This window comes from Pseudarthrobacter sp. GQ63, from assembly GCF_059758765.1.
Genome location: NZ_JCAXEF010000010.1, coordinates 126216 through 152298 on the forward strand (window position 1 = coordinate 126216; position 26083 = coordinate 152298).

Here is a 26083-nt window from a genome sequence, read left to right on the forward strand (position 1 = left end):
GGAGATTGACCCATATGAAGAACATGTTCCGCGCTGCCGCTGCCGCAGCCGTCACCGCCCTGGCCCTGACAGCCTGCGGGGGCGCCAGCTCCACTGACCCGTCCAACGTCAGCCCCACCGGAGAGATCAAGGCCCGCGAGATCTCGTGGCTGCTCTCCCGCCCTGCCGACGGCGCGGTCATCAACATCATGAAAAAGCTCGCCGACGACTATGCCAAGGACCACCCGGGCTTTGAGCTCAACCTGATCACCACCCCGGACCGGCCCTCCTACATCCAGAAACTCGAGACCCTGGCGGCAGCCAACAAGCTGCCCGAACTCTTCGATACGGACGCAACGCCCTTCGCCCAGCAGCTGGCCAAGCAGGGCAAGATGGTGGACGCCGAGAAGCTGCTGGAGTCACTGGATATCTACGACAACTACCGTCCGGGCGCGCTGGACTACCAGCGCTTCGACGACGGGTCCCTGTACATGATCCCCTTCCAGTTCGAGCTGGAATTCATCTGGTACAACAAGGCACTGCTGGAGAAGGCCGGCGTGGCGGTGCCAACATCGCTCGATGACATCCCGGCCATGTGCACCGCCCTGCGCAGCGCCGGGATCACCCCCATTGCCATCGACGGCCAGGACCAGTGGCCGCTGGAGCGCTACATCGCCTACCAGCCGTTCCGCGAAGCGGGCCCCGAGTTCGTCCAGAAACTGAAGAAGGGCGAGGCGAAGTTCAGCGATCCTGCCGGCCAGAAGACCGTGAACTGGATGGCGGAACTGGGCGAGGCCAAGTGCTTCCAGGACGGCTTCTCCGCCCAGGGCTACTCGGACGCGCAAAACCAGTTCACCTCCGGACAGGCCGCCATGTACAACATCGGCACGTGGGAACTGCCCAGCCTGGCCACGGACAAGCTGGACCCGGCCGTCCGCAACGACATCGACTTCTTCACCCTCCCCACAACGGCAGGGTCCGTGACGGCGGCCAACGAGTTCGTGTCCCCGTCCGGCATCGGCATGGCCGTGAACGCCACAACATACGATCCCCTGGTGAGCGACTTCCTGAAGTTCGCCCTGGAAAAGTACCCCGCTGAATATGCCGCCACCGGGGCACTGTCCCCCACCACCGACGTCGAAACCGTTGTCCCGGCCAATGCCACGCCGCTGTACCAGAAGGCCCTGGACCAGGCCGACGGCCTCGGTTCCAAGCAGGCCATGCCGTGGGACACGCAGCTGGACCCGACCACCAACGGCCGGTTGCAGCAGGAGCTGGTGCTGCTGGTGCAGGGCAACACCACGCCTGAGCAGTTCACCGAAACCATGGACAAGGCCATCGCGCAGAACGCCCCCAAGTTCTTCAAGTAGGCACTGCTTCCCCACGAAACCAACGCGGCGGGGGAACTCAAAAAGCGAAAGCGTTCCCCCGCCCGCAAGGCCCCGAAAGGCCCGCTATGCAACCCAACAGGATGCTGCCCAACAGGTCACGGACCTCGGTCCTGGTCTTCCTGCTTCCACCGCTGCTCCTTTACGGCGCAGCAGTCCTCTTTCCCATCCTCCAGTCCCTGTTCCTGAGCTTCTTTTCCTGGAACGGCATCAGCGACATGGAGTTCGTGGGCGTGGACAACTATGTCCGGATGTTCGTCGCCGACGACATCTTCTGGCGGGCGTTCCTGAACGCCCTCGTCTACCTGGCCATCTGCCTGGTCCTGCAACTCGGCGGCGCCCTGGTGGTGGCCAGCCTCCTCACCTCGCTCCGCCGCGGGCGTGAGCTGATCAAGACCCTCTACCTGCTGCCGGCCGTCATCTCCACGGTGGCCATCGCCTTCCTCTTCGTACGGATCTACTCCATGGAGCCCGTGGGCCTGCTCAACCAGCTGTTCCACTGGGTGGGCCTCGGCAGCCTGGAGCGGCCGTGGCTCTCGGACGTCAACACGGTCCTTGCGGCGGTGTCCGCACCGGAGGGTTGGCGTTTCACCGGGCTGTACATGCTCATCATCTACGCGGCCCTGCTCGCGGTCCCCAAGGAGCTTGAGGAGGCCGCCGTCCTGGATGGCGCGTCCCGGTGGACGCTGTTCACCAAGATCCGCTTCCCGTACATCCGCCCGGTGTGGATCACCACCACCATCATGGCCACCACCTACGGGCTGCGCGGCTTCGACATCCCCTACCTGATGACCAACGGCGGCCCCGGGCAGTCCTCGGAACTGCTCACCACGTACATGTACAAGACGGCGTTCACCAGCACGGACTTCGGCTACGCCAGCACCATCTCGGTGTTCATCGTGGTGGAGTGCCTCGTCGCCGTCGGCCTCATCCTTTTCCTGCTGAAGCGGAAGGCAGACGCATGATCACCCAAACAGCCCCGCCCACCCCGCCCGCCGCCGTCGTACCTGTCCGGCCGTCCGGAAAGCGCCGCCGGCGCAGGCCCGACCTGTTCCGGACGCTGTCCCGCGTGCTGATCATGCTCATCGTGATCGTGCAGGTGTACCCGCTGGCGTGGCTGTTCCTCACCAGCCTCCGCACGGAACAGGACTTTGCCACCGGTGATCCCTTTGCCCTGCCCAGCTCCCTGACGTGGGAGAACTATGCCAGGGCCTTCGAAACGGGCGACCTGGGGCGGAACATCCTGAACAGCTTCATCGTCACCATGGGGGCGAACATCCTGATCGTCCTGCTGGGCATGATGGCCGCCTACGCCATCCAGGTGCTGGGGTTCCGGCTCAGCAAGCTGGTCCGCGGGCTGTTCCTGATCGGCATCATCGTCCCGGTGCAGATCGCCCTGGTCCCGCTGTTCATCGATTACGCTGCGGTGAACCTGCTGGACACCTACCTGTCCATGATCATCCCGCTGGCCGGGTTCTCGCTGCCCATGGCCATCTACCTGTTCTGCTCGTTCTACGAGTACATCCCCAAGGAAACGTACGAGGCAGCGTCCCTGGACGGGGCCGGCCCCTACCGGATCTTCGGGCTGATCACCATGCCGCTGTCCCTGAACACCGTGGTGACCGTGGTCCTGGTGAACAGCATCTTCATCTGGAACGACTTCATCTTCGCCAACACCTTCGTCCTGTCCGAGGACCTGAAAACCATACCGCTGGGCCTGCAGAACTATATCGGCGCGATGGGCAAGGTGGACTGGACGGCAACGTTCGCCGCCGTATGCGTGACCATCACCCCCCTGCTGCTGGTGTTCCTGGTGCTCAACAAGGCCATGATCCAGGGACTCGAAAGCGGGGCGACGAAGGGATGACGGCAACGGCGGATGGATATACTCCTCAAGGAGGGCAGATGAGTTCAATGGAGAATGGTGCGGAGGCGCCGGCACCTGCCGCCCGGGCGCCACAAACCCCGGAGCGCGCGCACCCCGTCACCCTCCGTGACGTGGCAGAAGCGGCCGGCGTTTCCACAGCCACGGTGTCACTGGTGGTCAACAAGAAAAAGGCCGCCCGGATCGCCGAGGAAACCCGCCGGCGGGTGCAGGACGCCATCCGGACCCTGGGCTACCGGCCCAACGCGATGGCAAAAACACTGGTCAGCGGCACGTCCCGGTTCATCGGGCTGGTGGCGGACGGCGTTGCAACCACGCCCTTCGCCGGCCAGATCATCCACGGAGCCCAGGACGAGGCGTGGAAGCACGGGTATGCCCTCCTCATCGCCAACACCGAAGGCAACGGCGAGCTCGAGCAGGACGCCATCCAGATGATGCTCGAATACAAGGTCCGCGGCATCCTCTACTCCACGTGGTTCCACCGCCAGACGGACATTCCGGCGCAACTCCGGGAAGCCGACTTCGTCCTGGTCAACTGCTTCTCCAACGAGCCGGGCACCCGGGCCGTGGTGCCCGACGAGGTGCAGGGCGGCCGCTCAGCCACGGAAATCCTGCTGGGGCACGGGCACCGGAAGATCGCTTTCATCAACGCCACCATCCCGGCACCGGCCAAGGACGGGCGGCTCCAGGGGTACCGGGAAGCACTGGAAAAGGCCGGTGTTCCGTTCGATCCGGAGCTGGTGCTGGAAGCCTATCCGGACCAGGAGGGCGGCTACGGGGCCACCTCCGATCTCCTTACGCGGGGCGCGACCGCGGTGTACTGCTACAACGACCGGATGGCCATGGGCCTCTACGACGGCCTGCGCGAGCACGGCCTGTCCATCCCCGACGACATGGCCGTGGTGGGGTTCGACAACCAGGAAGTCATTGCCGCCCACCTGCGGCCCCCGCTTTCCACCGTGTCCCTCCCCCACTACGAACTGGGCGCAGCGGGTGTGCGGATGCTCCTCGGGCTCGACACTGCACCCCGAACCGGCTCGGGCGGGGTGGCCAAGATCAACTGCCCCGCGGTGGAACGGACCTCCGTCCGGGCGCAGGCGCACGCCTGACGGGGGCTACGCCGAAGGGCTGATGACCCGGTTCCGCCCCGCGAGCGCACCCGTCACGGCGAGGACGGCCATGATGCCCGCAGTGACCAGGAGGGGAAGGGTCCAATCTCCGCTCACATCGCGCAGCCCCCCGAACATTACCGGACCCACAGCAGCCATGCCGTAGCCGACGGACTGCGCCATGCCGGACAATGATGCCGCCTGCGGGTAGTTGACCGTCCGGAGGCTGAACAGCGACAGGGCAATGACGATCAGGCTCCCGCATCCGATTGCCCCCAGGAGGACCCACAGCAGGATGAGGTCCGGCGCAAGTGCCAGGCCCAGGAACGTCACAACCATGACCGCGCCGCTGGCGAAGGAAACGATCCGTTGGTCCGAGCCCCGGTGAAGGATGCCCCCTGCGGCAAGGCTGGCGAAGACGCTGATGAGCAGGAAAACGGACAGGTGGATGCCGGCGGTAGTGGCCGGGACGCCCCGGCTTTGTTCAATGGTGGGCAGCCATGCCATCAGGACGTAGAAGGCGATCGACTGCAGCCCCATGAAGGTGGTCACCTGCCAGCCCAGGGCTGAGGTCCACGGCGACCGGTAGGACACGTCCGGCTTGGCGGCACTCATGGTGCCGGAGCTGTGCCGGCGCAGCCACGGCAGGAGCACCGCCATGGCGATGAGGGCAAGTCCCGCCCAGATACCGAGGGCAAGGCGCCATCCCGCGGGCGACGTTTGCGCCACGGGCACGACGACGGCGGCCCCCATGGCGGCGAAGGCAGCCTGGGTGGCGGTGTAGCTTCCGGTGAGCTGGCTGACCCTCGTGGGAAAGTCCCGCTTCACCAGCGAAGGGACCAGGACATTGAGGAACGCGATTGCGAGGCCTATGAGTGCTGTGCCCAGCCAGATGAAGCCGGGCACAGGCAAGGAGCGGAGCACGATGCCCGAGGCCAGGATCAGCAGGGACATCCACAGCGCACGGTCGAGGCCCAGGCGGGAAGCGAAGCCGGGCGCAACGGGCGAGAAGATGGCAAAAGCAATGAGCGGAAGACCCGTCAGGAAACCTGCCGCGGCGCTGGACAGGCCAAGGTCGGAGCTGATGTTGGACAGGACCGGCCCCACGCTGACAAAGGACACCCGAAGGTTGACTGCAATGAGGAGAACGCCGATGAAGGCGAAGCCGAGCCTGGCAGTGCGGTCCTGTGCGTTCCGGGTGGCAGCGGGCATGGCGCGCATTGCATCCTTTCAGGAGTGAGAGAGCGTCCCGGTTTATACGGCGTTAAGTGAGAGAGCGCCACGGTTTATGCGGCGTTAAGTGAGAGAGCGTCCCAGGCCGGTTACAGCACCTTGCGGATGGTTTCCTCGAAGCTCGTGACGTGGTGCAGGGCCAGCTCGGCGGCCTTGTCGGCGTCGCCGGCGGCCACCGCCTTGAGCAGGTCCACGTGCTCGGTGATGTGGCCGCTCACTGACGGCACTTTGTCCAGCACCACGCACCAGATGCGGGTGGCCAGGTTGTCGTAGCGGATCAGGGTGCTTTCCAGGTGCGGGTTCGCGGCCGCCTTGTAGATCAGCCGGTGCACCATGAGGTCGTACCGCATCAGGTCGCGGGACTCCCCCTGGCCGGGCCCCAGCTCCGCAATGGCGTCGGCCACCTGCAGCAGTTCGCGGCGCATGCTTTCACTGGCCCTTTTGGCCGCCCGGCGTGCGGCCAGCGGCTCCAGGAGTTCCCGGATTTCCGAGACATCAGCCAGCTCCGTGAAGTCGACGTTCGTGGCGAAGGTGCCGCGTCGCGGATAGGAAATGACCAGGTGGTCAACCTCCAGGCGCTTGATGGCCTCCCGCACGGGGGTACGCCCGAGCCCGAGTTCAACCGCTACCTGGCCCTCGTTGATCGGCTCGCCCGGGCGGATTTCCAGCATGATCAGTTTGTCCCGCAGCTGCCGGTAGGCGGCCTCCGCCTGGGACGGTGCCTCGTCCTCCGCCTGAGGCAGGGCAAGAAGTGCATTCAACGCGCCGCTCCGTTCTCCGCTGACGTGACGGGGCTGCCCGTGCCGGGCTTCGCGTCACTTTCGTCCAGCTATTGACTCTGCTGTGATCCCGATCATACCATTGAGCTCACACTGATATATCAGTTAGTAAGCAAGTGGTATTTCAAAGGAGCATCCGTGGTTGAGCAGTTGAACGAGCGACTTTCGGTCGTCGATCCCGAGGTCCAGCAGGCCATTGCCAGTGAGCTGGGCCGCCAGCAGTCGACGCTGGAAATGATCGCCTCCGAGAACTTTGCCCCGTCCGCGGTCATGGAGGCCCAGGGCTCGGTCCTGACCAACAAGTACGCCGAGGGCTACCCGGGCAAGCGCTACTACGGCGGCTGCGAACACGTGGATGTTGTGGAGCAGCTCGCCATCGACCGGGTCAAGGCCCTGTTCGGCGCAGAATTCGCCAATGTCCAGCCGCACTCCGGCGCGCAGGCCAACGCCGCCGCCATGTTCGCCCTGCTGAACCCGGGCGACACCATCATGGGTCTGAGCCTGGCCCACGGCGGCCACCTGACGCACGGCATGAAGATCAACTTCTCCGGCAAGCTCTACAACGTGGTCCCGTACCACGTGAGCGAATCGGACCTCCGCATCGATATGGCCGAGGTTGAGGCGCTGGCCCTGGAGCACCGGCCCAAGCTGATCGTCGCCGGCTGGTCCGCCTACTCCCGCCAGCTGGACTTCGCCGAGTTCCGCCGCATCGCCGACCTGGTGGACGCGTACCTCATGGTGGACATGGCCCACTTCGCAGGCCTGGTGGCCGCCGGCCTGCACCCGAACCCGGTGCCGTACGCCGACGTCGTCACCACCACCACCCACAAGACCCTCGGCGGCCCGCGCGGAGGCGTCATCCTTGCCAAGGAGCAGTACGGCAAGAAGATCAACAGCGCCGTGTTCCCCGGCCAGCAGGGCGGGCCTCTGGAGCACGTGATCGCCGCCAAGGCCGTGGCCTTCAAGCTCGCCGCCTCCCCCGAGTTCAAGGAACGCCAGCAGCGTGTCCTTGAGGGATCCAAGCTTCTCGCCGAACGGCTCCTCCGCGACGACGTTGCCGCGGCCGGAATCTCCGTGGTCAACGGCGGCACCGACGTCCACCTGGTCCTCGTGGACCTCCGCAACTCTGAGCTGGACGGACAGCAGGCCGAAGACGCCCTGCACCGCATCGGCATCACCGTCAACCGCAATGCCGTCCCCTTCGATCCCCGCCCGCCGATGGTCTCCTCGGGGCTGCGCATCGGCACCCCGGCCCTCGCCACCCGCGGCTTCGGCGCCAAGGAATTCGAGGAAGTCGCAGACATTATTGCGACGGCGCTCATCGCCGCTGCGGGCAACGGCACCGCGGCCAGCGGCACCCTGGGCGACAGCACCGCCGTCGAACTCCGCGCCCGCGTCACCGCCCTGGCCGACCAGTTCCCCCTCTACCCACACCTCAGCAACGGCACTGAAGTTGCCGCCCTTGAAGCAGACCTGATTGGAGCAGCCCAGTGAGTGCAGACCTCCTCCCCGAGCACCCCGACTTCCTCTGGCGCAACCCGGAGCCCAAGTCCTCGTACGACGCCGTGATTGTGGGCGGCGGCGGGCACGGCCTGGCTACCGCGTACTTCCTGGCCAAGAACCACGGCATGACCAACATCGCCATCCTGGAAAAGGGCTGGCTGGCCGGCGGCAACATGGCCCGGAACACCACCATCATCCGCTCCAACTACCTCTGGGACGAGAGCGCGGCCATCTACGAGCACGCCCTCAAGCTCTGGGAGATCCTGCCCGAGGAGCTCGAGTACGACTTCCTCTTCAGCCAGCGCGGCGTGATGAACCTCGCCCACACCCTGGGCGACGTCCGCGAAAGCATGCGGCGCGTGGGGGCCAACAAGCTCAACGGCGTGGACGCCGAGTGGCTGGACCCCAAGCAGGTCAAGGAACTCTGCCCCATCCTGAACATCAGCGACAACATCCGCTACCCCGTCATGGGCGCCACCTACCAGCCCCGGGCCGGCATCGCCAAGCACGACCACGTTGCCTGGGCCTTCGCCCGCAAGTGCGATGAGATGGGCGTGGACATCATCCAGAACTGCGAAGTCACCGGCTTCGTCAAGGACGGCAACCGCGTGGTGGGCGTCAAGACCAACCGCGGCACCATCAACACCGAAAAGGTGGGCCTCGCCGCCGCCGGGCACAGCTCGGTCCTGGCCGAGATGGCCGGCTTCCGGCTCCCCATCCAGTCCCACCCGCTCCAGGCCCTGGTCTCCGAGCTGCACGAGCCCGTCCACCCCACGGTGGTCATGTCCAACCACGTGCACGTCTACGTCTCCCAGGCCCACAAGGGCGAGCTGGTGATGGGCGCCGGCGTCGATTCCTACAACGGCTACGGCCAGCGCGGCTCCTTCCACGTGATCGAGCACCAAATGGCTGCCGCCGTTGAGCTCTTCCCCATCTTTGCCCGGGCCCACGTGCTCCGGACCTGGGGCGGAATTGTGGACACGACGCTGGATGCCTCCCCGATCGTGGGCAACACCCCGGTGGAAAATATGTTCGTGAACTGCGGCTGGGGCACCGGCGGCTTCAAGGCCACTCCCGCGGCCGGCATGACCTTCGCGCACAACATCGCCACCGGCACCCCGCACAAGCTGAACAAGCCGTTTGCGCTGGAACGCTTCGAAACCGGCGCGCTGATCGACGAACACGGCGCCGCCGCCGTGGCCCACTAGCCGCCAGCGAACACTGCACTTTAGAAAGAAGACGCACATGCTGCTCATCTCCTGCCCCAACTGCGGCTCCCGCGACGAGACCGAGTTCCATTACGGCGGCCAGGCCCACGTTCCCTACCCCGAAAACCCGAACGAGCTGACCGACCGCCAGTGGGCCGAGTACCTGTTCTACCGGGACAACACCAAGGGCGCCTTCGCCGAGCGCTGGCTGCACAGCACCGGCTGCCGCCAGTGGTTCAACATGCTCCGCGACACCGTCACCTACGACATCCAGGCCATCTACCCGATGGGCGCGCCCCGGCCTGACGCTGCCGGCCGGACAACCCCGGACACCGGCACTGCCAGCCTCGCCCCGGACAGCACCACCACCGGGACCGCGGCACCGGACATCTCGGGGACCAGCACCGCTAAGACCAGCACCGCCAGCACCGCCAGCACCACTGCCCCGGAAGGAGCAACCAAGTGACTTCCCAGAACGCCCGCCTCGCTTCCGGCGGCCGCATCGACCGCACCATTTCCTGGCGATTCACCGTGGACGGCGAGGAATTCACGGGGCACCCCGGCGACACCCTCGCCTCCGCCCTGATCGCCAACGGCCGCATCAACGCCGGCAACTCGCTCTACGAGGACCGCCCCCGCGGCATCATGTCCGCCGGTGTGGAGGAATCCAATGCGATGGTGAAGATCGCTGCGCGCTTCCCGGGCGACGTCGCCGAATCCATGCTCCCCGCCACCACCGTCACCCTGGTGGACGGCCTGAAGGCGGAACTGCTCAGCGGCCTGGGCAAGCTGGATCCCGAGGAGGACCGCGCCGAGTACGACAAGAAGTACGTCCACACCGACGTCCTGGTGGTCGGCGGCGGCCCCGGCGGCCTGGCCGCAGCCCGCGAAGCCGTCCGCACCGGCGCACGCGTGATGCTGCTGGACGACCAGCCCGAGCTGGGCGGGTCCCTCCTGTCCGGGTCAACGGCACCGGAGCTCGTTGAGACCATCGAAGGCAAGCCGGCCCTGGAATGGGTGGCGGACGTCGAAGCCGAGCTCGTTTCAGGCGCCGAATCCACCGTCCTGAACCGCACCACGGCCTTCGGCGCCTACGACGCCAACTACGTGATCGCTGTCCAGAACCGCACGGACCACCTGTCCTCCCCTGCCGCGTCGGGAGTATCCCGGCAGCGGATTTGGCACATCCGTGCCAACCAGGTGGTCCTGGCACCGGGCGCCCACGAGCGTCCCCTGGTGTTCGAGAACAACGACCGCCCGGGCATCATCCTCGCCTCGGCCGTCCGCACCTACCTGAACCGCTACGGGGTGGCCGCCGGCCGCCGCGTGGTCATCAGCACCACCAACGACAGCGCCTACGCCGTGGCCGCGGACCTCCGCGCCGCGGGCGTCAAGGTTGCCGCCGTCGTGGACGCCCGTCCGCAGCTCACCGCCGTGGCTGCTGCCGCCGTCGAAGCCGGCACCCGGGTGCTGATCGGCAGCGCCGTGGCCAACACGTCTTCGCAGTCAGCAGACGGCCGGGTGGACGGCGTCACCGTCCGCAGCATTAACGACGATGGCGAGCTCACCTCGGGCGTCGAACAGATCGCCTGCGACCTGCTGGCTGTGTCCGGCGGCTGGAGCCCGCTGGTGCACCTGCACTCCCAGCGGCAGGGCAAGCTGCGCTGGGACGACGAGCTGGCCGCCTTCGTGCCGAGCACCGTGGTCCCCAACCAGCAGACCATCGGCTCGGGCCGGGGCAGCTTCGAACTGGCCGACTGCCTGGCCGAGGGCATCTCCGCCGGTGCCTCGGCGGCCATCGCTGCCGGCTTCGCGTCCGCCGTCGCTCCTCTCGTCCTGGCGGAGCCGAAGGCCTCCGCCCCCACCCGCCAGCTGTGGCTGGTCCCCGGCGAGGCGGGTACCCCGGACGACTGGCACCAGCACTACGTCGATTTTCAGCGCGACCAGTCCGTGGCTGACGTGCTGCGGTCCACCGGGGCCGGCATGCGCTCAGTGGAGCACATCAAGCGCTACACCTCCATCAGCACCGCCAACGACCAGGGCAAGACCTCCGGCGTCAACGCGATCGGCGTCATCGCCGCCGCGCTGCGCACCGCAGGAGAAGCCTCCCGCGGCATCGGTGACATCGGCACCACCACCTACCGCGCACCGTTCACGCCCGTGGCCTTCGCGGCACTGGCCGGACGCCAGCGCGGCGAGCTGTTCGACCCCGCCCGCAAGACCTCCATCCACCCGTGGCACGTCGCCAAGGGCGCCCTGTTCGAGGACGTCGGACAGTGGAAGCGTCCCTGGTACTACCCGCAGGGCGGGGAGGACATGGATGAGGCCGTGCTGCGTGAATGCGGCGCCGTCCGCGAATCCGTGGGCTTCATGGACGCCACCACGCTCGGAAAGATCGAAATCCGCGGCAAGGACGCCGGTGAGTTCCTCAACCGGATCTACACCAACGCGTTCAAGAAGCTCGCCCCGGGTTCCGCCCGCTATGGCGTGATGTGCATGGCTGACGGCATGATCTTCGACGACGGCGTGACCCTGCGCCTGGACGACGACACCTACTTCATGACCACCACCACCGGCGGCGCCGCGAAGGTGCTGGACTGGCTGGAGGAATGGCTGCAGACCGAATGGCCGGACCTGGACGTGCACTGCACCTCGGTGACCGAACAGTGGTCCACCATTGCCGTCGTCGGGCCCAAGTCCCGCGCAGTCCTTGCCAAGGTGGCCCCGGAACTGGCGGCCAGCGGCGGGCTGGAAGCCGAGGCGTTCCCGTTCATGACGTTCCGCGAAACCACCCTGGCCTCCGGCGTCCGCGCCCGGGTCTGCCGGATCTCCTTCTCCGGTGAGCTGGCCTACGAGATCAACGTTCCGTCCTGGTACGGGCTGAACACCTGGGAGGCCGTGGCGGCTGCCGGCGCCGAATACAACATCACCCCGTACGGCACCGAAACCATGCACGTGCTCCGCGCCGAGAAGGGCTACCCGATCGTCGGCCAGGACACGGACGGCACCGTCACCCCGCAGGACGCCGGCATGGAATGGATCGTCTCCAAGGGCAAGGACTTCATCGGCAAGCGCTCCTACTCCCGGGCCGACGGCCAGCGCGAGGACCGCAAGCACCTGGTGAGCGTGCTGCCGGTGGACGGGACGCTGCGGCTCCCGGAAGGCACCCAGCTCGTAGAGAAGGGCCGTTCCACCAACCCTGCCTACGGGCCGGTCCCGATGGAAGGCTTCGTCACCTCCAGCTACCACAGTGCGGCGCTCGGCAGGTCCTTTGGCCTGGCCCTGATCAAGAACGGCCGCAACCGCATCGGCGAAACCCTGACTGCTGCCGCCGGCGACCGGCTGGTGGACGTCGTCGTCGCCGAAACCGTACTTTTTGACCCCGAAGGGACCCGCAAAGATGGCTGAAACAGCAGCACCCGCAACCTCCTACGAGAAGAACCTCTCACTCCGGGTCAGCCCCGCCGCCCAGCTCCGCGCAGACTTTGAAACCGGCTCCGTCCGGGGCGTGGTGGAGATCAGCGAAGTGGCTTTCCTGACCATGGTGGGCCTCCGGGCCAGCCGCTCCAGCGACGCCGGACAGCGCGTCGCCGCCGTGACCGGCGGCCTGCCCGCCACGTGCGGCAGCGTCAGCGGAACCGGGGACACCTCCGTGCTGTGGCTTGGCCCGGAAGAGTTCCTGGTGGTGGCACCACGGGACGCCCACGAATCCCTGGGCGGCGGCCTGATCCAGGCGCTCCGCGAAGCCCTCGGAGACGGCGCCGGCCAGGTAGTGGACCTCTCCGCGAACCGCACCACGTTCGAGCTCACCGGGCCCCGCGCCCGGGCCGTCCTGGAGAAGGGCTGCTCGCTGGACCTGCACCCGCGCGTGCTGAAAGCCGGCACGGCGCTCTCCACGGAGGTCGGCAACATCCCCGTGGTGCTGTGGAAGACCGGCGAGGAGACGTTCCGGCTCTTCCCCCGCGCCTCGTTCGCGGATTTCCTGGGCCGCTGGCTCCTCGACGCGATGCGCGAGTATGCCTCGCCCGAGGTCCCCTAAATGGCCCTCAGCGTCCTGGACCTGTTCTCCGTTGGCATCGGGCCGTCGTCGTCACACACGGTCGGCCCGATGCGGGCAGCAAAGCTGTTCGCCGACGGACTCAAGGGCGACGGACACCTGAGCTCCACCCGGCGCGTACAGGCTGAACTGTTCGGCTCCCTCGGCGCCACCGGGCGGGGCCACGGCTCGGACAAGGCCGTGGTCCTGGGCCTCAAGGGCCTGGACCCCGAAACCGTGGACACCTTCACGGCCGACGACCAGGTGGCCGCAGCCGCGCTGGACGCCGAACTGTGGATCGGCGGGGACCACCGGGTGGACTTCAACTGGGACGATGACGTGGTGCTGCACCGGCGCAAGTCCCTCCCCGCCCACCCCAACGGCATGACCTTCCGCGCCCTGGACCACGCCGGGGCAGTCCTCAGCGAACGGAGCTTCTATTCGATTGGGGGCGGCTTTGTTGTTGACGGGGACGCCGACGCCGGAGACCGGGTGGTGGCGGACTCCACCGTCCTGCCTTACCCGTTCACCACGGCGGACGAGCTCCTGGAGATCTGCAAACGCGAGGGGATGTCCATTTCCGACGTCATGCTCGCCAATGAACTGACCTGGCGGACCGAAGCGGAGCTCCGGGAGAAGCTGCTGGGGCTGTGGGCGGTGATGCGCGAATGCGTGGACAACGGCTGCGCCGCGGAAGGCATCCTTCCGGGCGGGCTCAACGTCCGCCGCCGCGCGCCGTCGTTGTTCCAGACCCTGACGGCGGACACCGGCGTGACCGATCCGCTCCGGGCCATGGAATGGGTGAACCTGTTCGCGCTGGCCGTGAACGAGGAAAACGCCGCCGGCGGGCGCATCGTCACGGCGCCCACCAATGGCGCGGCGGGTATCGTTCCGGCGGTGCTGCACTACTACGTGAAGTTTGTCCCCGGCGCCAACGACGACGGCGTGGTCCGCTTCCTGCTGGCAGCGGCCGCCGTCGGAATCCTGTTTAAGATCAACGCCTCCATCTCCGGTGCCGAGGTGGGCTGCCAGGGTGAAGTGGGCTCCGCCTGCTCCATGGCCGCCGCCGGGCTCTGCGAAGTCCTCGGCGGCACACCCGCCCAGGTGGAAAACGCCGCCGAGGTGGGCATTGAACACAACCTGGGCCTGACGTGCGACCCCGTGGGCGGGCTGGTGCAGATCCCCTGCATCGAACGCAACGCGATCGCCAGCGTCAAGGCCATCAACGCCGCCCGCCTTGCCCTGCACGGCGACGGCAGCCACAAGGTGTCCCTGGACAAAGCCATCAAGACGATGCGCGAAACCGGAGCCGACATGAAAACCAAGTACAAGGAAACCTCCCGAGGAGGACTCGCCGTGAATGTGATCGAGTGCTGAACCATGACCGCCATTGAGACTGAAACTTCCCTGTCCGCGCCGCTGACCACCGTGGAGCATGTCCTCACGCTGGACTGCAGCGAGTCGCCGGGTATCGTCCACGCCGTGTCCGGCTTCCTGCTGGAGCACGGCTGCGACATCATCGACAACCAGCAGTTCGGCGAACGCAGCGAAGGGCACTTCTTCATGCGGGTGCATTTCGCGTCCGACGGCGATGCCTCCACCGCGGACACGCTGCGGGCCGCGTTTGGTCCCGTTGCGGAGCGTTTTGGGATGCGCTGGCGCCTGGAGCCGCACGGCTCAAAGCGGCGGGTGCTGATCATGGTGTCCAAGTTCGGGCACTGCCTTAACGACCTCCTGTTCCGGGCACGCATCGGCGAGCTGCCCGTGGACGTGGTGGCCGTGGTGTCCAACCACACCGACCACCAGGCCCTGGTGGAGTGGCACGGGATCCCGTTCTTCCATGTGCCGGTCACGGCTGACACCAAGCCTGCGGCCGAGGCGCGGCTGCTGGAGCTGGTGGACGAGTTCGATGTGGAGCTTGTGGTGCTGGCCCGGTACATGCAGGTGCTCAGCGACAACCTGACCCGGAAGCTGGACGGGAAGGCGATCAACATCCACCACTCGTTTTTGCCCAGTTTCAAGGGCGCCAAGCCGTACCACCAGGCGTACGCGCGCGGGGTCAAGACTGTGGGCGCCACCGCGCACTACGTCAACAGCGAGCTGGATGAGGGACCCATCATCTCCCAGCAGACCGTGGAGGTGGACCACACCTACGGGCCCGAGGACCTGGTGGCCGCCGGCCGCGACACCGAGTGCAAGGCCCTGTCCAACGCGGTCCGCTGGCACTGCGAGGGCCGGGTCATCCTGCAGGGCAACCGCACGGTGGTCCTCCGGTAGCCCCCTGCGACGCTCTCTCACTTAACGCAGGCTTTTGCGTGACGCTCTCTCACCTGACGCGGGTTTTCCCGTGACGCTCTCTCACCTGATGCGGGTTTTTACGTGGCGCTCTCTCACCCTGGTGAGGGAGCGCCACGGCCTTAAGCGCCGCCGTCGTCATTGCACAAAAGTTCTTTGACGTTCAGGCCCCGCTGGCGAATCCCGATGCCTGGGGGTGGTCAAGCCAAGCGTCCGGAGGGCCCGTTTGACCCCTTGCACTGCGCGTTGAAACTCGTCAGCAAGATCGTCCCTATCAAAGATGAGAACCGTCCAGCCGGCTGATTCGAAGGCCTTGTCCCGTCTCCTGTCGCTCAGGATCTGTGCGTCACCGAGGTGATGTTCGCCGTCGTACTGGATGGCAAGGCGGCGATGACGGTAGCCGAGATCGGCCGACGGCGACCGCGCGTCTCCTGCGCGCAACGGCACCTGGAGTTCGGGCTCCGGGAGCCCGGCGTCGGCGATTGCCAAGCGAAGGAGCGATTCGGGCGCGGAGTCGGCCCCCACCCGCATCAGATCCAGCGCTTCACGGGCGCGGACGATGCCCTGGAGGTTCGGGTGGCGGGCTACGAGTGCGCGAAGGCCCGCAATGGTGTCGTAGGGCTGTGCCCTTCCCTCGAAATCCATCCGTGGCATGCGGATGAGTTGGTCCCCCATGCTCACCAGGTCGTGGAGCGGCAGGATGCGGGCCACATCAAGCCACGTGCGGGACCGGGTGCTCAGGCGGATGCCGTCGACAAGTTCAGTCTCATCCTCACGTGCCAGCACGGTATGGCCGATCACGCCCTTCCGGCGGACCGATGGCAGCGACCTCGGCTTGCTCAGATGCAGCTCTGACGAATCCGCCAGCCATGGCGGCAGCAGTTGGCATCGAAGCCGTGCCGCGGTCACATGCGAGATCCAGGCTCCCGGCGACGCCGCGGACAACGCCCTGGCCGCGCCTTCCAAGTCAAAATCCCAGCCTGCCGGACGGTAGAGGCCGCGGCCCACATTGATCACATCCTTGCGGCGGAGCCTGCTTAACGGGACGCCGGAAGACATGGCTGAGCTGAAGGTGAAGGGAGCCGCTGCCAACGGCAGGGGCAGGGAATCCTGCTTTTGCATGCTGGCATTGTGCCTCGATCCGGCTGAAGGCTGCAGAAGTTATCCACAGGCCTGCGGTTGGGCCGGCCAGGGGTGAGAGAGGGTGCGCCCAAAACGCGCGTTAACTGCGAGAGGGTTTCCCGGAACCCGACGTTAGGTGAGAGAGGATCGCCGGGGAAGGGGCATCAAGTGAGAGAGCGTTGGGGCCTAGTCGGAGTGCATGGCAGCGAGGCGGCTGGCCAGGTGCAGGGCGGCAAGGCGGCCGGTGCTGCGGGGGTCGCCGCCGCACAGGGAGAAGATCCGTTGCAGCCGCTGGTGCATGGACTGCCGCTCCAGGTGCAGCTCCCGCGCAGCCTGTGCGGTGTTGCAGCCGGAATCCAGCCATACCCGCAGGGTTTCGGCCAGCTGCGAGCGACGCTGCGCATCGTAGTCAAGGAGGGACCCCAACTGCTGCCGGACAAAATCCTCGCGCCTGGCCGCATCCAGAGAATGGAAGGCCATCCGTTCCACCGCAAACGCCTCCGCGTCGAGCGCCCCACTAGCCAGCCGCGCCCCGGACGGGCGCAGTTCATCACGGGCTCCAATATCCAGCGTCAGCCGCGCCTCTGCCAGCGACCAGGGTGCCGACGAAATCCCGGAGGCCACCGGGCCTACCGCGCTGATGCTGCCCTCGGGCAGTTCGAGCGTGCGGAGCCCGGCCAGGATCTCGCTCCGGTCCTCCTGCGCCTTACCGGTCCGCAACGCCGCGAGCGCCAGCAGCTCCTCGTTATCGGCGTAGCTGGCACTGTGCCGGCCCACCCGGTCCAGCAGCTGCTCCACGGTGGTACGGAGCTGCCGGGAGCCAGGAGAACGGATCACAACAGCCACCAGCTGCGCAGCAGGGGGAATCCCCGCAGCCGGGGCGAGCTGCTGGAGCCGCCAGTTCTGGGTACCGGCATCAACGGCGCGGATCAGTGCGGCACCCGCCATCTCCTTCAGGCCGGGCGGCATGCGCTGCAACAGCGCCAGTGCCAGAATGTCCACTGAGCGGTTCCCGGCAATCCTTGCCAGGTTCACATCGCCTCCCTCCAATGTGTGAAGGCTTAGTCGCGCCGAGGGTATGCCCCGCACGGACACATCAATATGCGTGGTCCGTGCCCGGTCCTGGTCGGCGTCCCCCTCGGGTGCCGGTTCGGCATCCGCGGCATGGCCGGCAGGCAGTGCGCTGGCCAGCGGAGCCCCGGCGTTGGAGGTCAGGACAACTTCCGCGCCGGTAGCGTCGGCGAGGACGGCCAGGATCCGGTCGAGGCTGCCGCCGTGGGCCAGCTCCACCGCCATGGCATGGCTTGCCCGGTCAGCCTGTTGCAGGTGCGCAGCCGACTCGCTCACCAGCAACGAATTGATGGCTTCCATGACACCCACGAAGGGCACTCTTTTGCGCAGCTCTATCAGGGGAAGCCCCGCGGCTTCGGCTGCTCCCACCATGGAGGACGGAATGGACGGCAGGGCCGCGCCCGTCTCGATGGCCAGTGCGGCCACTCCACGCTCCGCCAGCTCCCAGATATAGCCGATGCGCCGCTTGTCCGTTGCCGCGGCCAGCGCCTGGCCACCGGTGAGCAGCAGTTCTCCGCCGCCAAGTAACGGTGCGATGTCCAAAACCTCACTGGAGTGGATCCAGCGCAGCTGCGTCTGGGCCGCAGTCGCCGCCGCAGCGCGGATCACGGGGTCCGCAGGGGTGAGGGTGGAATGTTTCAAAACGTCCTGCAGCCGTATTGGCATGACACTCCGTCAAGTAGAAGGTGAATCTTCACGACACATTGTATGTGGTGGTTGTGGCATGAGCCACATAATCTGGATCTATCCCTTTCACTTACTGGAGGCTTTCCCCATGCAAGACAACCTCTCCACGAAGCAGTCTGGGCCGGCAATGGCGCCGGCCGAGGACTGCGAAGCCTGGCTCCAGCCCATTCCCGAGTCCCAGCGCACGCACAAGGTTTCAGGCCAGTTCTGGATCTGGGCCGGCGCCAACCTCGCCCCCATCAACTGGGTACTGGGCGCCCTCGGAATCCACCTGGGGCTGGGTTTCGCGGACACCGTCACTGTCCTGGTCCTGGGCAACCTGATCGGCATGCTGCTCTTTGGCTGCTTCGTCCTGCTGGGCCAGAAGACCGGCGCCACCGGCATGGTCCTGGCCCGGGCAGCCTTCGGCCGGCGCGGAAACTACCTTCCCGCAAGCATCCAGGCACTCCTGGTGATCGGCTGGTGCGCCGTCAACACCTGGATCATCCTGGACCTGGTGATGGCGCTGTTCGGAACGCTCGGCTGGGTGGATCCCGCGGCGCAGAACTACGCCTGGAAGATCGGCGTCGCAACGGCCATCATGGCCACCCAGGTGGCCATCGCCTGGTTTGGCTACAAGGCGATCGCCGCCTTTGAAAAGTGGACCGTCCCGCCCACCATCATCATCCTGGCCGTTATGTCCGCTGTTGCCTGGTTCGGCATGAAGATCGACTGGGCCTACGCCGGCCCCGCCGGCAACATCCTGGAAGGCTCCGAGCGGATCGCGGCCATGAGCGCCGTGATGACGGCCATCGGCATCGGCTGGGGCATCACCTGGTTCACGTACGCCGCCGACTACTCCCGCTTCGTCAGCACCGAGGTCCCCAAGAAGAAGGTCTACCTGGCATCCGTCCTGGGCCAGTTCATCCCGGTCGTCTGGCTCGGCGTGCTGGGTGCGAGCCTGGCCACCAACAGCGGTGAAATCGACCCCGGAAAGCTCATCGTCCAGAACTTCGGCGTCCTCGCCCTGCCCGTCCTGCTGATGGTGCTGCACGGCCCCATCGCCACCAACATCCTGAACATCTACACCTTTTCGGTGGCCACCCAGTCACTGGACATCACCATCAGCCGCCGCAAGCTGAACCTGTTCGTCGGCGTCTTCTCGCTCATCGCCGTCGTCTTCTTCATCTTCCAGGAGGACTTCGCAGCGGTGCTGGACGCCTGGCTCATCGGGCTGGTGGCCTGGGTGGCCGCCTGGGGCGGCGTGATGCTGGTGCATTACTTCTGGATCGAGAAGCGCTGGCCCGGCAACCCCGCACGGCTGTTCGACGGCGTCGGGACCAAGCGACTGCCCGGCGTCAACTGGGCGGGAGTCACCTCCCTCCTGGTCGGCATCTTCGCCACCTGGCTGTTTATGTACGGCCTCGTTCCCGCCATGCAGGGCCCCATCGCCGTGGCCCTGGGCGGCTGGGACCTGTCCTGGCTGGCCGGCGGGCTGGCGAGCGCTACGAGCTACGCCATCCTGGGCCCGAGGGTCCACCGCAAGTTCCTCGAATCCGCTCCGGCTGCCGGCGCCGACGCCCAGCCCTCCCCGGCCCTGGCCGGAATCCCTGCCCGGCCCAGCGCCCCGGCCGGCCTCTAACCTAGGAACACCTGACATGACCTTTGACGCATTCCCCGACTCCGCCCACCCGATCACCTGGCCCGAGGGCAAGCAGGCGGCAGCCTCCTTCACCTTCGACGTCGACGCCGAATCCTGCACCATCGCCCACGACCCCAAGAGCACCAGCCGGATGTCCCTGATGACCCACCAGTCCTACGGGCCCAAGGTGGCAGTCCCCCGGCTGCTGCAGATCCTCCAGCGGCAGGACATCCGTGCCACGTTCTTCGTCCCCGGCTTCACCGCCGAGTGCTATCCGGACACGGTCCGGCGCATCGTGGACGCGGGGCATGAGGTGGCCCACCACGGCTACCTGCACGAGCCCATGCAGGGTATCGACGCCGAGACGGAGGCGCGCTACATCGACCGCGGCCTGGAGGCCCTGGCCAAGGTGGCAGGGGTGGAGCCGGTGGGCTACCGGGCGCCGTGGTGGGAACTGAACTGGCATTCCCCGGCCCTCCTGGCGGACCGCGGCTTCCTCTACGATTCAAGCCTGCTCGACGGCGACGCCCCCTACCGCTTCAGCGTCGCCCCGGGCGACTCCCGGGACCTTGTAGAGATCCCGGTGGACTGGGCGCTGGACGACTGGGAGCAGTACGCGTTCTACCCGGGCGTCACCGGCAGCGGCGTCATCGAGAGCCCGGCGAAGGTCCTGGAAATGTGGACGCTGGAGGCGGAGGCGCACCATGCGCAGGGCAGCTGCTTCGTCCTGACCAACCATCCCTTCATCTCCGGGCGCCCCTCCAAGGCTGTGGCCCTGGAGCGGCTGATTGAACGGGTCAAGGGGATGGACGGCATGTGGGTGGCCACCATGGAAGAGATCGCGGAGCACACCCGGCGGACGGTTCAGGAAGTCCACACCCACGCCCGCATCCAGGTGCCCTCCTTCCCGGACACCGGGGCGAAGTTCACGCCGTCGGTGGTGCGGGAGTCACGGCCCGCCGTCGCCGGCTGACTTAGCTACAACCAGCCGCAGAGTGGTGCTGCCCATCCGGCAGCACCACTCCTGCTTTTAAGGTGGCTGCCTCACCGTGAAGCACCCGGAAGCAGGGACGCCAGGTACTCCGGGGGTGGCATTGTCAGGGCCAGGGTCTACACTGAAGTAATCGAACATATATTCGAATAAAGGTGTGTTGTGGGCGTTATTATCGGTCCCCGCGTGATAGATGCGGGCGCCTCGTTGTTGTCGGTGCTGATTGCCCCGGTTCCCGTCGCCGCAGGGTTTCCTTCGCCGGCGCAGGACTACTTCGATGGCCGGATCGACCTGAACGCCCACCTGATCAAGGACATCACCAGCACGTTCGTGGTCCGCGTGACAGGAGACTCCATGGAGCGCGCGGGCATCAGCGACGGTGATGAGCTGATCGTCAACAGGGCACTGGAGCCCCGGGACGGCTCAGTGGTGATTGCCGTGCTGGACGGGGAGCTGACGGTGAAGCGCCTGCGCCTTACCGCCACAGGCGTGGTGCTGCAGGCGGAGAATCCAAAGTATGCGGACATCAAAGTGCCTGCCCTCTCGGAGCTGACCATCTGGGGCGTGGCCACGAGGTGCCTGCACCATGTCTAGCCGGCGGCGTCCGGGGGCCCGGCGATGAGCAAACCCGTCCCCATGCGGCAGATGCCGCAGATCGCCCACGTAGACGTGAACTGTTTCTACGCCTCGGCGGAGCGTGCCTTCGATCCCTCGCTGGAGGGCAGGCCGCTGGTGGTCCTTTCGAACAACGACGGCTGCGCCGTCACCCGCTCCCCCGAGGCGAAGGCCCTGGGCATTGCCACCGGCGAGCCGTGGTTCAAACTCGCACCCCGCGCGAAGGAATGGGGACTGGTGGCCAAATCCAGCAACTACGAGCTCTATGGGGACATCAGCGCCCGGGTCATGGAGCTGCTCGGCAGGTACTCAGCGTGGCTGGAGGTTTACAGCATCGACGAGGCCTTCCTCGGAGTGAAGGGGGAGCCGGAGCAGCTGCTGGCGCTGGGCAGGACCATGAAGAATGCCGTCCGCCGCAATGTGGGCGTGCCCGTGTGCGTCGGGATCGCGCCCACCAAGACGCTGGCCAAACTGTGCAACAAATGGGCTAAGAACAACCCGGCGTTCGGCGGGGTATGCCACTGGGACAGCGTTCCCGCCGCCGTGCGGGAGCAGCTGCTGGGGCGCCTGTCCGTGGAGGAAATCTGGGGCATCGCCGGCCGCCTGACCAGGCGCCTGAACGCCATGGGCATCCACACCATCCTGGACCTCACCCGCGCCGACCCCGTGGCCATCCGGGACAAGTTCTCCGTGGTCATGATGCGCACTGTCCTGGAACTCAACGGCACGCCCTGCATCCCCATGGAAGAGGAGCGCCTGGGCCGGGACCAGCTGATCTTCTCCCGTTCCTTCTCCACCCCGGTCACCACGGCGGCGGGGCTGCGGCAGGTCCTCAGCATCTACGGCCAGAACGCGAGCGCGCGGCTGGCCAAACACGGGCTGCAGGCAAAAGTCCTCACCGCATTCGCCGGCACCTCACCCTTCAGCGGGCAGGAGCAGGCGTATCCGTCCGTGTGCGTCCCGTTGCCGATGCCAACCGCCGACCCGCTCCTGCTCACCAGGGCGGCGCACGCCCTGCTGCCCAACATCCGCGAAGGGCTGAAGTACGTCAAAGTGGGGCTCATGCTCACGGACCTGCGGCCTACCGGCAACCAGTCCCCGCTGGAGCTGTTCGAGAACCGGCACGAGGAACGCCACATCGGCACCCTGCTGGAGGACGTGGGCAGCCGCTTCGGACGCAGCTCCATCGGCCTGGGGCACGCCGGGATCAAGTCGGGCCTGGACTGGACCATGAAACGGAACATGCGGTCCCCCAGGTACACCACCCATTGGGACGAGCTTCCCCTGGTGAAGGCTGCCTGAGCCGCACGCAGGTCCACGGCCGCCGAGGGCGGCTAGGTCAGGCCCGAGCTTCGGCGAGGTCCTTGAGTTTGGCGAGGGCCACGGGCCAAGTGTCGTTCAGCATGGCCGCCCACTCCGCGACGCTCTCAACCTCGACCTCGACTTTCGTTACCCCTTCGGCTTCGGTGAACGAATAGTTTTCGTGTGCTCCGATGAATTCCTGCGCAGCATCACTGGTCCTGTCATCCACACCGCGGACGATCTGGCCGAGATACCGCAGGGACACGAACTCGTTCGGCCGGCAGTCCTCAACTGTTGCGATCATCCCTCCCACGGACCCCTCACCGTCCGGGCCGAGGAATCGAATCTCGCTGCCCGTGTTCCAGTCGCCCTCATAGAAGGAACCTGTCTCGCTGAAGGCACTCGTCCATTCCCGGTAGGTGGCATCGTCGAGCATCGTGGACCAGACTGTCCCGGCGGGAGCGTTGATATCCACCTCAAATTTCAACTTTTCCATGCCTGATCGTACGTCCGTATCAGGGCCCGGAAACAGGCCCCCGCGACCGGCAACGTCTGGGATTTATTGCCGTGGGAACACTCCTTCGGGCGCCCCGGAAAAAGACGTCCCGCGACGTTTCTTGTCGCTGTGCTACGCCTTGTTGAGCCCCCGCGACCTCCCGTGAACGCCCGCTACGGGAACGATTGTGGCGCTGCCGGGCGCTCCGTAATCTCATTTCAGCATCCGCCCCAGCAAAGGAATTCCAGTGTCAGATCCCTCGCGCCAAAGCCCCAAGAATCCGCAGGACCAGCCAGGCTCCACCCGCATCGTGGCCGGCCAGTCCGCCGCGCCCAAGCGGCCGCTCGGGCTGAAGGTCGGCATCGCCGTCGGCATCCTCGCCCTCATTGGCGGGGGCGCCGCCGTCGCCTCCGCCGTGAACGGCGGGACCCCCGCGGCAGTGCAGGAGACCGCCCCCGCCGGCAACCCCGCCGCGGAACTCAAGCTTGGATACTTCGGCAACGTCACCCACGCCCCCGCCCTGGTGGGGGTAAGCCAGGGCTACATCGCGGAGGAGCTCGGCGATACCAGGCTCAGCACCCAGGTGTTCAACGCCGGCCCGGCCGCGATCGAGGCGCTGAACGCGGGTGCCATCGATGCCACGTACATCGGCCCGAATCCCGCCATCAACTCGTTCGTGAAGAGTGGCGGCGAATCGGTGAACATCATCGCCGGCGCTGCAGCCGGCGGCGCCCAGCTGGTGGTTCGGCCGGAGATCAGCTCCGCCGCGGACCTGAGGGGCAAAACCCTTGCCTCCCCGCAGCTCGGCGGCACGCAGGACGTGGCCCTCCGCGCCTGGCTCGCGTCCCAGGGCTACAGGACCAACGTTGACGGCAGCGGCGACGTGGCCATCAACCCCACCGAGAACGCCCAGACCCTGAAGCTCTTCCAGGACGGAAAGCTCGACGGCGCGTGGCTGCCTGAGCCGTGGGCCTCACGCCTGGTGCTCACTGCCGGAGCCAAGGTCCTGGTGGACGAAAAGGACCTGTGGGACGGCTCGCTGTCCGGCAAGCCGGGCGAGTTCCCCACTACCATCCTGATCGTCAACCAGAAGTTCGCTGCGGAGCACCCGGACACCGTCAAGGCACTCCTGAAAGGCCATGTGAAGTCGGTCCAATGGCTGAACGGCGCGGCGGACGCCGAAAAGGCCAGCGTCATCAACGCCGCCCTCAAGGATGCCGCGGGTGCGGAGCTGAAAGCCGACGTCATCGACCGCTCCCTCAAGAACATCGTGTTCACCGTGGACCCGCTGGCCGGAACCTACGAAAAGCTCCTGGCCGACGGCGTCGCTGCCGGCACCACCAAGCAGGCCGACATCAACGGCATCTTCAACCTCACCGCCCTCAATGAGGTAACGGGCGGGAAGACCCCGGCTGCCGGGCTGGGGAAGGAGTAGCGGCAGCGGGTTTCCAGGTCCCCGCCGAAACGCTCTCGCAGTTACTGCATCACTTTGGCCATCGCTCTCTCACTTTCCCCTTGAGAGTGAGAGAGCGATGGCAATTAACCTGCATCAAGTGAGAGAGCGTCCTGGGGGCAGGAAAACAGGGGCCGCCCCCCAGCGGTTTTCGAAGCGCCCAGGTATCAGCGAGGCGGATACCTGATATCAAGAACCTCATCTTCCCCGAATATATGAAGTGCCTCACAGTAGTTACAGGACCTGCAACAACAAGTACCGCAGCCAGTAACCAGAAGGACTTCAACGTGGAAACTCCGCTCTCCCATCTTGCACACCTCGAGATCACCGCCCCGGACGTCGAAGCCTCGGCACGGTTCTACGAGGAAAAGTTCGGCATGCGCATCATCGACCGCGTGGACGGCAACGTCTACCTGCGCTGCTGGGGCGACTACTACCGCTACAGCCTTGTCATCACCGAAGGACCGGAAGCGTCCCTGGGGCGCATGGCCTGGCGCACCACCTCCCAGGCAGCGCTCGAGGCAGCCGCCGAGCGCATCGAGGCAACCGGCGTCCAGGGCAGCTGGACCGCCGGCGGCCACGGCTTCGGCAAGGCGTATGAATTCACCGGCCCCTACGGGCACTCCATGCGCCTCTTTTATGAGGTGGAAAAGTTCGTCGCCGAGCCCGGCTTCGAGTCCACCTACCCGGACCGGCCGGAGCGCCGCAGCAGCCACGCCGCGGCACCGCGCTTCCTGGACCACGTGACCGTTGCGGCTTCCGATGTCCGCGGCTTCGCCAAGTGGTACAACGACGCACTGGGCTTCCGCGTGATGGCGTTCACCGAACTCGACGAGGCCCCCATCACCGTGTTCTCGGTCCTCACCACCAACGAGAAGTCCCACGACCTTGGCGTTGTCCTGGACACCTCCAGCCGTTCCGGACGCGTGAACCACATCGCGTTCTGGGTGGACACCCACGAGGACCTGCTGCGGACCGCGGACGTCCTTATGGAAAACGGCACTCCCATGGAGTACGGTCCCTCAATCCACGGCATCGGCGAGCAGAACTTCCTCTACTTCCGTGAACCGTCCGGCCTGCGCGTGGAGCTCAACTCCGGCGGCTACCGCAACTATGTTCCGGACTGGGAAGCCAACACCTGGAAGCCGTCCGAGGGCTCCAACAACTTCTACAAGAACGGTGCAATGCCGCACTCCATGACGGAATCGTTCCCTCCCGCCGAGGGTTTCACCGCCACGGAGGAGGGAGCTTCCCCGGAGATGAAGGAAGCCCTCCTGAACCCGTACGCCAAGCAGGGCCGGGGCTAAAGG

Annotated in this window: 22 protein-coding genes; 17 read left to right on the forward strand and 5 right to left on the reverse strand. The window is 66.4% G+C overall.

The window, feature by feature from the left end; translation table 11 throughout:
- Positions 1–14 precede the first annotated feature (14 nt).
- From AC6CHP_RS15955 to AC6CHP_RS15970, 4 genes are all read left to right on the forward strand, one after another.
- A complete protein-coding gene (locus tag AC6CHP_RS15955; RefSeq protein WP_498230915.1) occupies positions 15–1349 on the forward strand; it encodes an ABC transporter substrate-binding protein in 1335 nt (444 codons plus the stop codon).
- 101 nt (positions 1350–1450) lie between these two features.
- Positions 1451–2332: a carbohydrate ABC transporter permease gene (locus AC6CHP_RS15960; protein ID WP_188729205.1), complete on the forward strand. Its 882-nt coding sequence runs from the start codon at positions 1451–1453 to the stop codon at positions 2330–2332.
- Entirely contained in the window at positions 2329–3234 is a 906-nt protein-coding gene (locus tag AC6CHP_RS15965; RefSeq protein ID WP_188728775.1) for a carbohydrate ABC transporter permease, read from the forward strand. Before AC6CHP_RS15960 ends, AC6CHP_RS15965 begins: the two co-directional genes overlap by 4 nt.
- 38 nt (positions 3235–3272) lie before the next feature.
- On the forward strand, positions 3273–4361 hold the full coding sequence (locus AC6CHP_RS15970) for a LacI family DNA-binding transcriptional regulator (RefSeq protein ID WP_498230917.1): 1089 nt from the start codon (positions 3273–3275) through the stop codon (positions 4359–4361).
- A 6-nt stretch (positions 4362–4367) separates the two neighbouring features.
- On the opposite strand, the gene AC6CHP_RS15975 is transcribed toward AC6CHP_RS15970, so the two are convergent.
- Together AC6CHP_RS15975 and AC6CHP_RS15980 are read right to left on the reverse strand one after the other, a co-directional pair.
- Positions 4368–5573: an MFS transporter gene (locus AC6CHP_RS15975; protein WP_498230919.1), complete on the reverse strand. Its 1206-nt coding sequence runs from the start codon at positions 5571–5573 to the stop codon at positions 4368–4370.
- Between the two features lie 110 nt (positions 5574–5683).
- Entirely contained in the window at positions 5684–6355 is a 672-nt protein-coding gene (locus AC6CHP_RS15980; protein WP_188728769.1) for a GntR family transcriptional regulator, read from the reverse strand.
- Positions 6356–6511: 156 nt separating this feature from the next.
- On the opposite strand from AC6CHP_RS15980, the gene glyA reads away from it, so the two are divergent.
- Genes glyA through purU form a run of 7 tightly spaced genes read left to right on the forward strand, consistent with a single transcriptional unit; the run spans position 6512 to position 15397 of the window.
- Positions 6512–7867, forward strand: a complete 1356-nt coding sequence (gene glyA / locus AC6CHP_RS15985; RefSeq protein WP_377192264.1) for a serine hydroxymethyltransferase — start codon at positions 6512–6514, stop codon at positions 7865–7867.
- On the forward strand, positions 7864–9084 hold the full coding sequence (locus AC6CHP_RS15990; protein ID WP_188728766.1) for a sarcosine oxidase subunit beta family protein: 1221 nt from the start codon (positions 7864–7866) through the stop codon (positions 9082–9084). Before glyA ends, AC6CHP_RS15990 begins: the two co-directional genes overlap by 4 nt.
- Before the next feature lie 37 nt (positions 9085–9121).
- Positions 9122–9550: a sarcosine oxidase subunit delta gene (locus AC6CHP_RS15995; protein ID WP_498230922.1), complete on the forward strand. Its 429-nt coding sequence runs from the start codon at positions 9122–9124 to the stop codon at positions 9548–9550.
- Complete coding sequence (locus AC6CHP_RS16000) at positions 9547–12492, forward strand: sarcosine oxidase subunit alpha family protein (protein WP_498230924.1); 2946 nt, start codon at positions 9547–9549, stop codon at positions 12490–12492. The genes AC6CHP_RS15995 and AC6CHP_RS16000 overlap by 4 nt, the downstream gene beginning before the upstream one ends.
- Positions 12485–13123, forward strand: coding sequence for a sarcosine oxidase subunit gamma (locus AC6CHP_RS16005; RefSeq protein WP_188728760.1), 639 nt, complete (start codon positions 12485–12487; stop codon positions 13121–13123). Before AC6CHP_RS16000 ends, AC6CHP_RS16005 begins: the two co-directional genes overlap by 8 nt.
- Complete coding sequence (locus AC6CHP_RS16010) at positions 13124–14497, forward strand: L-serine ammonia-lyase (RefSeq protein WP_188728758.1); 1374 nt, start codon at positions 13124–13126, stop codon at positions 14495–14497.
- 3 nt (positions 14498–14500) lie between these two features.
- Complete coding sequence (gene purU / locus AC6CHP_RS16015; RefSeq protein WP_471899994.1) at positions 14501–15397, forward strand: formyltetrahydrofolate deformylase; 897 nt, start codon at positions 14501–14503, stop codon at positions 15395–15397.
- Positions 15398–15553: 156 nt separating this feature from the next.
- Here purU and AC6CHP_RS16020 read toward each other — a convergent pair whose 3' ends face one another.
- Entirely contained in the window at positions 15554–16537 is a 984-nt protein-coding gene (locus tag AC6CHP_RS16020) for an endonuclease domain-containing protein (protein WP_498230927.1), read from the reverse strand.
- 186 nt (positions 16538–16723) lie between these two features.
- On the reverse strand, positions 16724–18274 hold the full coding sequence (locus tag AC6CHP_RS16025) for a helix-turn-helix domain-containing protein (RefSeq protein ID WP_188728755.1): 1551 nt from the start codon (positions 18272–18274) through the stop codon (positions 16724–16726).
- 109 nt (positions 18275–18383) lie between these two features.
- On the opposite strand from AC6CHP_RS16025, the gene AC6CHP_RS16030 reads away from it, so the two are divergent.
- The 4 genes from AC6CHP_RS16030 to AC6CHP_RS16045 all read left to right on the forward strand — a co-directional run bounded on the left by AC6CHP_RS16030 (position 18384) and on the right by AC6CHP_RS16045 (position 22824).
- Entirely contained in the window at positions 18384–19916 is a 1533-nt protein-coding gene (locus tag AC6CHP_RS16030; RefSeq protein ID WP_188728753.1) for a purine-cytosine permease family protein, read from the forward strand.
- A 16-nt stretch (positions 19917–19932) separates the two neighbouring features.
- Positions 19933–20889, forward strand: coding sequence for a polysaccharide deacetylase family protein (locus AC6CHP_RS16035; RefSeq protein ID WP_498230930.1), 957 nt, complete (start codon positions 19933–19935; stop codon positions 20887–20889).
- 180 nt (positions 20890–21069) lie between these two features.
- On the forward strand, positions 21070–21501 hold the full coding sequence (locus AC6CHP_RS16040; protein ID WP_377192284.1) for a LexA family protein: 432 nt from the start codon (positions 21070–21072) through the stop codon (positions 21499–21501).
- Between the two features lie 24 nt (positions 21502–21525).
- Positions 21526–22824 carry a Y-family DNA polymerase gene (locus AC6CHP_RS16045; protein ID WP_498230932.1) on the forward strand — a complete coding sequence of 433 codons (1299 nt, stop codon included), beginning with the start codon at positions 21526–21528 and terminating at the stop codon, positions 22822–22824.
- Between the two features lie 37 nt (positions 22825–22861).
- Here AC6CHP_RS16045 and AC6CHP_RS16050 read toward each other — a convergent pair whose 3' ends face one another.
- On the reverse strand, positions 22862–23320 hold the full coding sequence (locus tag AC6CHP_RS16050; RefSeq protein ID WP_498230934.1) for an SRPBCC family protein: 459 nt from the start codon (positions 23318–23320) through the stop codon (positions 22862–22864).
- A gap of 247 nt (positions 23321–23567) precedes the next feature.
- Between AC6CHP_RS16050 and AC6CHP_RS16055 the strand changes: the two genes are divergently transcribed.
- Both AC6CHP_RS16055 and AC6CHP_RS16060 read left to right on the forward strand, forming a co-directional pair.
- Positions 23568–24755: an ABC transporter substrate-binding protein gene (locus AC6CHP_RS16055; protein ID WP_498230936.1), complete on the forward strand. Its 1188-nt coding sequence runs from the start codon at positions 23568–23570 to the stop codon at positions 24753–24755.
- A gap of 305 nt (positions 24756–25060) precedes the next feature.
- Positions 25061–26080, forward strand: a complete 1020-nt coding sequence (locus tag AC6CHP_RS16060) for a VOC family protein (protein WP_498230938.1) — start codon at positions 25061–25063, stop codon at positions 26078–26080.
- Positions 26081–26083: the final 3 nt, after the last annotated feature.